The 8,048-nt window shown below is 65.1% G+C and carries 10 protein-coding genes; 1 reads left to right on the forward strand and 9 read right to left on the reverse strand.

The window, feature by feature from the left end; translation table 11 throughout:
- Nucleotides 1-298: 298 nt before the first annotated feature.
- Nucleotides 299-430 (reverse strand): hypothetical protein, encoded by a 132-nt coding sequence (locus ACWEQG_RS38860; RefSeq protein WP_452292640.1) that lies wholly within the window; start codon nucleotides 428-430, stop codon nucleotides 299-301.
- 79 nt (nucleotides 431-509) lie between these two features.
- A complete protein-coding gene (locus ACWEQG_RS38865; RefSeq protein WP_452292642.1) occupies nucleotides 510-899 on the reverse strand; it encodes a hypothetical protein in 390 nt (129 codons plus the stop codon).
- A gap of 139 nt (nucleotides 900-1,038) precedes the next feature.
- Here ACWEQG_RS38865 and ACWEQG_RS38870 point away from each other — a divergent pair, with 139 nt between their 5' ends.
- The gene (locus ACWEQG_RS38870) at nucleotides 1,039-1,704 is read left to right on the forward strand and encodes a GntR family transcriptional regulator (RefSeq protein WP_452292644.1); all 666 of its coding nucleotides are present in this window, start codon (nucleotides 1,039-1,041) and stop codon (nucleotides 1,702-1,704) included.
- 36 nt (nucleotides 1,705-1,740) lie between these two features.
- Here ACWEQG_RS38870 and ACWEQG_RS38875 read toward each other — a convergent pair whose 3' ends face one another.
- The 7 genes from ACWEQG_RS38875 to ACWEQG_RS38905 all read right to left on the reverse strand — a co-directional run bounded on the left by ACWEQG_RS38875 (nucleotide 1,741) and on the right by ACWEQG_RS38905 (nucleotide 7,997).
- Nucleotides 1,741-2,577, reverse strand: coding sequence for a hypothetical protein (locus ACWEQG_RS38875; RefSeq protein ID WP_452292646.1), 837 nt, complete (start codon nucleotides 2,575-2,577; stop codon nucleotides 1,741-1,743).
- A 386-nt stretch (nucleotides 2,578-2,963) separates the two neighbouring features.
- On the reverse strand, nucleotides 2,964-3,401 hold the full coding sequence (locus ACWEQG_RS38880; protein WP_452292648.1) for a hypothetical protein: 438 nt from the start codon (nucleotides 3,399-3,401) through the stop codon (nucleotides 2,964-2,966).
- Complete coding sequence (locus ACWEQG_RS38885; protein ID WP_452292649.1) at nucleotides 3,398-3,997, reverse strand: AAA family ATPase; 600 nt, start codon at nucleotides 3,995-3,997, stop codon at nucleotides 3,398-3,400. The genes ACWEQG_RS38880 and ACWEQG_RS38885 overlap by 4 nt, the downstream gene beginning before the upstream one ends.
- Nucleotides 3,998-4,442: 445 nt before the next feature.
- Nucleotides 4,443-5,693 carry a rolling circle replication-associated protein gene (locus ACWEQG_RS38890; protein WP_452292650.1) on the reverse strand — a complete coding sequence of 417 codons (1,251 nt, stop codon included), beginning with the start codon at nucleotides 5,691-5,693 and terminating at the stop codon, nucleotides 4,443-4,445.
- A gap of 144 nt (nucleotides 5,694-5,837) precedes the next feature.
- Nucleotides 5,838-7,286: a hypothetical protein gene (locus ACWEQG_RS38895; RefSeq protein ID WP_452292652.1), complete on the reverse strand. Its 1,449-nt coding sequence runs from the start codon at nucleotides 7,284-7,286 to the stop codon at nucleotides 5,838-5,840.
- Nucleotides 7,287-7,362: 76 nt separating this feature from the next.
- A complete protein-coding gene (locus ACWEQG_RS38900) occupies nucleotides 7,363-7,578 on the reverse strand; it encodes a hypothetical protein (protein ID WP_452292653.1) in 216 nt (71 codons plus the stop codon).
- Nucleotides 7,579-7,580: 2 nt separating this feature from the next.
- A complete protein-coding gene (locus ACWEQG_RS38905) occupies nucleotides 7,581-7,997 on the reverse strand; it encodes a hypothetical protein (RefSeq protein WP_452292655.1) in 417 nt (138 codons plus the stop codon).
- Nucleotides 7,998-8,048 lie beyond the last annotated feature (51 nt).

An 8,048-nucleotide genomic window follows, 5' to 3' on the forward strand; every position in this document is an offset into this window, starting at 1 on the left:
GGCCGGATGGGCCGGGGCCCGGTCTTGGTGGTGGGAGTCGCCACCGTCTCCTCCTCAGTGCTTGTGGTTGATCGGGGAGCTGCTGACCGCGCCACACGAACAGGTGTAGACGGGCTTCGTCGGGACGTCGTTGGCCCCCTTGGGCCACTCGTTCTTGCCGCTCACCGGCCCGACCCCTTGCTCGTCGAGGTCGGTACGGCCGACGACGTTGAGGGCTTCTGCTGACTCTGGCTCTCGCTCTTGCGCGCCTCGTTGTACGCGATCAAGTCCTGCGCGTACCCCTGGACGTCGCGGGCGGTCACTGGCCCGACTCCTGCGCCGCCTCGCGCTGCTGCCTCTCCTCGGCGAGCTGGGCGTCGTACGCGTCCCGCACGCTCTGCGGCTCACCGATGTTGCGGGGCTTGGGGGTGTAGATGCGGATCTGTGCCATGCTGGAACTTCCTCTTCGTGAGGACCCGGGGCGCGTTTTGTCTTGGCGGATGGGGCGCGCCCCGGATCAACGGGGGGGACTACGCCGCCGCCTTGCCGGTGGCAGCAATCGCGCGAACCTCAGCGGCCCGGTACCAGACCTGAAGGCCCACGACCTTCTCCTCACCGGTCTCCGGGTTCTTGCGCGTCTTCTCCATCACGCCGACCTCGAAGTCGACGAGCTGAACCGGGGTGTAGGGCATGAGGCCCTGCCCGGGGTCCTTCGGGGAGGCCACGCCGATCTTCAGGACCTCGTTCTGAACCTGACCGAAACTGGTCCGGAACATGGCCACCACCTGGACCTCCCACTTCGGCACACCGTCCTTGGTGGTCTCCTGCGTGACGCTCCGGAAGGCGGTCTTGGGCTGGCACGCCAAGAAGGCGATCCCCTGGAAAGTGGCCGCCTGGTCGATCTTGAAGTTCGTGAACATCGGGGTTCCTCCCCTACTTGGTGGGCACTCGGGCCCTGGCTGTTGGATTCATCGTATACGTAACTACGTATACGCACAAGCCCTACGTATACGATAGGGTGAAACCGCAGGTAACAGCCATAAGGAGGGGGGACGATCAGTGACAGACCCGGCTTACGTCCGGATTGCCGGCCACTACGCACGGCGAATCCGTACAGGGGAACTTCCACCCGGCACCCAGCTGCCGAGCTACTCAGAGATTGCTCGACAGAGCAACGTGTCTGACATCGTCGTCAGGAAGGCCATCGAGCTACTTCAAAGCCAGGGTCTTGTCCGATCCGTACGACGCCGAGGCAACTTCGTAAGCGACCGCCCGAACCTCGTTCGCGTCTCCCCGGAACGTCAGATGGAGGGGCCGGAAGCCACATTCGGGAACGAGTCGGACCGCGAAATCCGAATCGAACGGGACATCGAACAGGTACGAGCAGGCGACGAGCTAGCAGAGATCTTCGGCATACCGGCGGACCACGAGGTGATCTATACAGTCACCCGGGCGACCGAAGACGGCCGACCTATTTCGATCTCAGACACCTACCAGCCTTTGGACGTAGCCGACATATCGGACGCGATGTACCTTGACGAGACCCTTGCTGATCGACTGCCAACCCCGAGTCACGCCACCTGGCTACGTACCGCCCCGGGCGATCTTGTCAAGACAGTTCATCAGCAGTTCCTGACTGCCGACAGGCGAACAATCATGGTGTCTGATGTCTCGTACCCCCGCGATCGGTACGACGAGTACGTATTTCGCATGAGGCTTAAGTAAGGGTCGGGGTGCTCTTTCGCACCCCGACCCCGGGCCCTAGCTCCGGACCCAACCTTGCGCCACGTCTACTGAGGTCCACCACGAGACATGATCAGGAGCTACTGACTCAAGCTTCCAGCGAGTCGACAGCGCCTCGAAGAAGGCGTCATCACCAGTCTGACCGCCTTGCTCCTGGCCGACGAAGACAAGACGCTCGCCCCCGGCCTCTTCAAACGAGGCAAGTGCATCCGACGCCATGGTGACTCCCCAACCAGGCGGCCAGCAGAGAAACAGTACGCCGCCCGATCCATCACGAATCCGAGCGTTGAACCCATCGAGGTCTCCAACGGAGTGCCACACATCCGCTTGCCCGGAAGCTCTCGGGAAAGACGCGTTTTCCGCCTTGTCCGGAGGGTCTGAGTCGTACGCGTCGACCAGCAATCCGGCATTCGACAACTGGGCCGCCCAGTAGCCCCGGCCCGCTCCCAGCTCAATGACCGGTGAGTTGGCGCAGAACTCACCCATCCATGCGATCGTCTCCGGAGAAGGCACCGCGTAGGCATAGGCGGACTGCAAGACGATCTGAGCGAAGGCCAGCCGGGCACTTCCTTCCGAACGCCCTCCGTTGACCAGACGGCGCCCCTCATGCTCGAAGACCGCCGGTGCGACGATCTCCCAGTACGGGTTACCGCTTCCGGCCTTCCCCCCCGTCATGTAGTGAACGAGCCTCAGATCAAAGGCTCCGTCGACTCTGGGGTCACCAGTCCCCGTCAGCTTCAGCGCCGTATCGACGTACTCCGCCACCTTCGGATACTCGACATCAAGTCTCCGCACGTCATCGAGGAGCGCGGCCAGCTCCTCACGCCGTTCCGCCGTCAGCACCAGTTCACCCACACGCCGATTCTGGCCTGCCTGCTTGATGTGCGGCCCGTTTTGGCGCATATAACAAGCCCGGGTCAGCCGCGGGGGCTCGGGGCCGGCGGCCGGGCACCCCAGAGGGGCCCCACCCCACCGCCGGCCCCGGCCCCGCCGGAGGTGGTTGGTTGTGGCGGGCGACTGGAGCCAGTGAGCGTGGAAGGTGCCAGGCTCTCCCCCCGCCCCCGCTGCCCGAGGATTCGCGGCGTCCAGAACCTGTCAACTCAGGCTGTGCAGGTAGGGCAACCAGTTACGGCGGAAGGTCACCGGGAGTCTGGAACACGTGAGCCTGAGTTGACAGAACCTGGCCGACAGTCGCGATCCTTGGTCAGCTAGCGGGGGCGGGGGGAGAGTGGGTCGGGCGCCTACTTCCTTTGGCGCAGCTCGGCCTCTAGCTGAGCGGTCAGCGTTTGATCGTCGGAGGCCAGCGCGATCAATGCGCGCACCAGATCGGACTTCTTGACTACTCGACCCAGCCTCTTCCGCAGCACCAAGGCCAGGCTGTCGAACGCCGTCGCTTCGTCTCCGTCGAGAAGGACGGTGAACTTGCTCTTGGGCGGCTCGGGCTCCTCTGCCGCCACTTCCTGAGGCTTCGTCTCGGTCGCGGGGGCTGCCGCCTCTTTGCCGGCGCTTCTCGTCGCTCGTCGACGGGACGGCTTCGGAGCCTCTGCTCCCTCTTCAGGCTTAGCAAGTCCGGCCCGCTCGAACGCTGCCCGCGCTCCTGCTCTCTGCTTTGCTGGCACTGCCGACGCCTCCTTTGTCGCGTCTAGCACCGTCGTACCGTTCTGCCGTGTCGCCGTCATACCGTCAATTCCTCGATTACCGCTTTGTAGTCGCCCAAGGTCGGCACAGTGCCGAAGGCCAGTGACACGTCTTCCGTGAGCCGTACCGACGCAGTTAGCACCGGGAAGCCCAGCTCCTCTAGGACCTTCGGAGCCTCGACGGCCGCCCTCGTGCCGGTACGGACTTTGACGAGGAGTACCGAGTAATCAAGGTGATCGTTTGTCGCTCCGACCTCCTCTGCAACGTCCACCGTTGCCGCGATCTCTCGCAGCTCCATCGGGGAAGGTGCCGAGGGGATCACGAGTTGATCACTTACAGACAGAGCCTGCCGCAGAAGAAGAGGGTTCTTCGGCGAGGTGTCGATCACGACATGGTCGTAGCTCTTGGCGAGCTGCATGATCCTCTTACCTAGATCCCTTGTAGCGATCTCGACGACGGCGCAGGTCTCCGGCCAGTCGTCTCCAGCCGCTTCCGCCCAGGCTGAGGCGGACTGCTGTTCCGGGTCAGCATCGATGAGCAGGACAGATTTACCAAGCTCAGCCAGACCGAGCGCGAGATATGCCGACGTAGTCGTCTTGGCTACGCCACCTTTGATGTTGCCGACTGTGATGATCACGTTCACCTCCTAACTCAAAGACTACCGTCATACCGTCTCACCGTCAATACGGCATGCCGTTCTAACGTAAGAACGGTATGACGGCAAAACGGTGGAACGGCCTAACGGCATGCCGTAGTGCCGTTTTGACGGCAAACCGTCATGGAGGCAGTACGGCAAAACGGTGTAACGGCATTCTTCGGACTCAAACCCCCACCAAAGAGGCGCTTCCGTACTATCCATGCCGTCACGCCGTCACGCCGTTGCACCGTCCTACCGTCATGACGGTTTGCCGTCAAAACGGCATTACGGCATGAAGTCACTACGGCAAGACGGCAGAACGGCAGAACGGCATGACGGCAACGGAGATCACTTTACTTTGTAAGGTATAGGCCGGGCAGTTGCTCGACCGGGCGTGCGGCTCTCCGGCCGGTCCCGGTCGGCACTGCCCGGCCTACATCCGACCTTACTTAGTAAGGATGTCGAGGGCGCGGGCGAGCTGCACGGCGAAGGTCTGTCCGTTGTTGACCGAGATGAAGCCGCGACCGTTGCCGAAACGGCGGACTCGTCGGCGGACTCGTCGAGATCGGGGCGGGCGACGGTAACCGAGCAACTGAGCACCGGCCAGGCCGACGACGACCTCTTTCGGGTGAGCCTGGCCTCCCCGGGTTCGAGCGACTGTGACCTGTCGTGTAGTGCCCTGCGCTCTGGCCCAGCGGCGAGCGATACGCGCGGCCTGGACGGCGTGCTCGGGCTCGACTTCCACGGCGGCTGTACGGCGCTCCAGGCCCCAGTAGCCCCAGAACCGGCCGGGTCCCTGCCCGGGCGCGGTCCACTCGTCAGGGACGCAGTGCTGATACTCCTTGGCCTGAAAGGACCCGTGCTTGGTGAAGTAGACCGCGACCCGCTTGGGGTCGTACGCCTTGAGACCTTCGGCGTAGTCGACGCCGGTCCCGGCGAGGCGATGCCGGCGCTTCTCCTCGGGGTCCGGGTGGTCGACGATGTTGGCCCAGACCTCCGACAGCCATTGCCGGAAGGGGAGACCGGCGCCCACCCGGGAGTCGACGCGAGCCCGGCCGGAGGGAACGCGGGCAGTGCCGTGCGGCGGAACCAGGAGCAGATGGAAGTGAGGCGCACCACGACGTTGAAACTCAAGCTTCCAGACGGCTTGCAGGGGTTCGTCCCAGGCGCGTTCGTAGCGCTTGCGTAGGGCCTTGAGGTGGCCCTTAGCGGTCTTGCCGTCCGGGGCGACGGTGAGCCAGTCTCCGGGGTAAGTGAGTGTGACCATCGCCGGGAGCCGGGCCGGGTCGTCGAGCATAGGCCGGTAGTCGAGTTCGCACAGCGCGCGGACCATGTTCGCCCGGGACTTCCGGGACCATCCGGTGATCTCGCGGGACGGGATGCGCTCGGGGACATCTTCACCGCGGGCGAGGTACGCGGCGGCCTGGTCGACGTCGACCTGGCGGGCTTTCTCGGCTCGTTCGTAGCGGCGTTCACGGCGGGCGAGGTCGGGGGCCTCGATGGCGAAAGCGCCGGCAGCGATGACGATCCGGGGCCGGGGGCCTTCCTCGCCTTGCCAAGCCGGGCGAGCGTTGAACAGCTTGACGGCGAGGTCGAGCCCTTCGGGGGAAGGAAAGCGCGGCGCCCAAAGTTCCGACACGCCGGGCGGCGCTGGGGGGGCCTCCCTGATAGCCCCAGCGTGAGCTACGCTGTTCACGACGTTGGTCCCGCTTCTGTAGAGGAGAGGCGGACCACATGAGGGGCCCGGTGTTTGCCGCACCGGCCCCTCACTTTTTTGTGGTCTTTAACCAGCCACCTTGGACCACTCAGGTCCCGTACGTCACGGCAACGCGCCGTGCGCTCAGGCGGCAACGTTGATCTTCCCAGGCTTCGAGCCCCAGGTGTCCAGGTCAACGACCTTGGTCGCGGTCTCGACGTAGGTCACGAGTTCGGCGATGTCATCGGCCTGGACGTAGCCGAGCCGAGCGCGGACGGTGGAGCGTGCGCCGTCCTGGAGGCTGAACAGCACGCCGGGCGTGGTCTCGCTGATCTGATGGCAGGCCGCGCCGTAGTCGACGGCGTTCTCTACCAGCGCGGCCTCTGTGTAGCTCTCGGTAGGCAGGCGCAGCGCCAGACGGCGGGTGAACAGGTCCCGCAGCCCGAACACATCCTTGGTGGGCTCCTGAATGGCGCCGACGACGATGAAACCGACCGCGCGGCCCTGCGTGAGCAACAGCCGTAGCGCGTCCTCGATCTTGTCGCGAATGCTGCGAGGCCAGATGCTCAGCAGCGGCGCCAGCTCATCGATCACAATGAGCGTGAGCGGCCTATCCTTGGTCGGACGGAAGTCACGCAACCCTGCCCCGGCCGCCGCCTTCTTGGCCGCGAGCATGTCCTCCACGAGCTGCTGCAGGAATTCCAGCGTCGCCTTCGCCAGCTCATTCTCAGTCTCAGCGGTGCCCAGGCCGATGTAGTCACCCGGTGCGAAGATCGCCCGCCCTTGGGACAGCTCCATGAGCTTGGGGTCGATGCCGACCGGGCGCACCAGTCCGGCGACGATCGCCGGGGCGACGGCGCGCAGAATGTTCCAGCCGAGGCCAGCCTTTCCGCCGCCGGTGGAACCCGCAATCGCGGTGTGACCGCCCAGCAGCGAGACGGTGTAGGGCTGGCCGAACTCATCGATCCCGACCGGGACGCGATGCCAGTCGATCGCCTCCACCGAAGCGGGGATCGGGGTGGCCGGCACCACGGTGAGCAGTGGGTCACGGCGCATCAGCGCGAGCTCGACCAGCCGCGGCTGGAGGCGCTTGAGCACCAGGCGCTCGCCCTTGAAGGCCAGGCGCAGCGCGTCGGCGGTCTCCTCGTTCTCGTAGCGCTTGGGAGACTGCCCGATCGGCAGCTCTACCGTCAGGTGGTCCCACCAGGGGGTAGAGCGCACGCCCTTGAGCTTTGGAAAGAAGACCTCGGTCCCGGCCTGGACGGTCAGCTCGCAGCGGGTGAACACCATCGCCCACTGACGGCGGTAGATCCACCAGCGGTGCCACCAAGTTCGCGTCCACGTCGCTACCGTCTTGCCGAACGAGCCAGGGTGGGCGGCCTTCCAGGTCGATAGCGAGACGAACGCGGCCCCGGCGATCGTCAGGCAGAGCTGCCACCCGAGGTAGACGACGCTCGCGGCCGCAGTCCCTGCCGCCGTGGTGCTACGCGGGTGCAGCACGGCTTGGACGACGAGCCAGGCGATGAGCCGGGCGAGCTGCTTGGTCAGCCAGACGAGCATCTTGCCGACTGCCGAGAACAAGAAGTTGAGCATGGTCGCCTCCTTTCGGGCATGCGAAGGGGGAGCCACCCACGGCAGGCAGGTGCGGGCGGCTCCCCCGCTGAACGGCTTACTTACGTCCGGCCTTGAACTTCCGCAGGTCGCGGAGAAGGACCTCACACGAGGCCGACGCCCGATCGATGTGGCCCTGGATGCTGGCCATCGGCTCGGAGCACCCGAGACCGGCGGCCATCTCCCGGTCGATCCTCTGGCTCGACTCGACCAGGCGGGCCACGCGCTCCACCTGGACGTCGATCTCGTCGATACGCGCACCGAAGGAACTCATGATCACAGCTCCTTGACGTAGTAGACGCGGTTACGGGCGAACATCGCGAACTCGTCGGCCGCGACGCTCACGGACGTGACGGCGGCCTTGACCAGGTCGTGAGCCTCGTGCAGGGACGGCGCCGAGAAGTCCGGCTCACGGTGCTCGACCCGCTGGACCTCGCCGAGCAGGCCCTTAACCATGTCGGCCAACGAGCGCATCTCCCGGGCCACGTGCTTACGCCGGAGCTTGATCATGCGAAGGTTCTTATAGAACTCGGCCCGGTCCTCGAACTCCGACCGCACGTCGGCCGTGAAGTTACCGACCGTGCCCCGAAGCAGGGCCTTGCGCTTGGCCTTGCGAACCCGCTTGGGCTCGAAGTTGGAGCCCTGGACCGGCCGGATGGGCCGGGGCCCGGTCTTGGTGGTGGGAGTCGCCACCGTCTCCTCCTCAGTGCTTGTGGTTGATCGGGGAGCTGCTGACCGCGCCAC

The organism is Microbispora sp. NPDC004025, assembly GCF_053604425.1.

Excerpts from the sequence above, each read along its gene's own strand:
- ACWEQG_RS38860 (WP_452292640.1), bottom strand. The coding sequence starts at position 430 with ATGGCACAGATCCGCATCTACACCCCCAAGCCCCGCAACATCGGTGAG.
- ACWEQG_RS38865 (WP_452292642.1), bottom strand. The coding sequence starts at position 899 with ATGTTCACGAACTTCAAGATCGACCAGGCGGCCACTTTCCAGGGGATC.
- ACWEQG_RS38880 (WP_452292648.1), bottom strand. The coding sequence starts at position 3,401 with ATGACGGCGACACGGCAGAACGGTACGACGGTGCTAGACGCGACAAAG.
- ACWEQG_RS38895 (WP_452292652.1), bottom strand. The coding sequence starts at position 7,286 with ATGCTCAACTTCTTGTTCTCGGCAGTCGGCAAGATGCTCGTCTGGCTG.
- ACWEQG_RS38900 (WP_452292653.1), bottom strand. The coding sequence starts at position 7,578 with ATGAGTTCCTTCGGTGCGCGTATCGACGAGATCGACGTCCAGGTGGAG.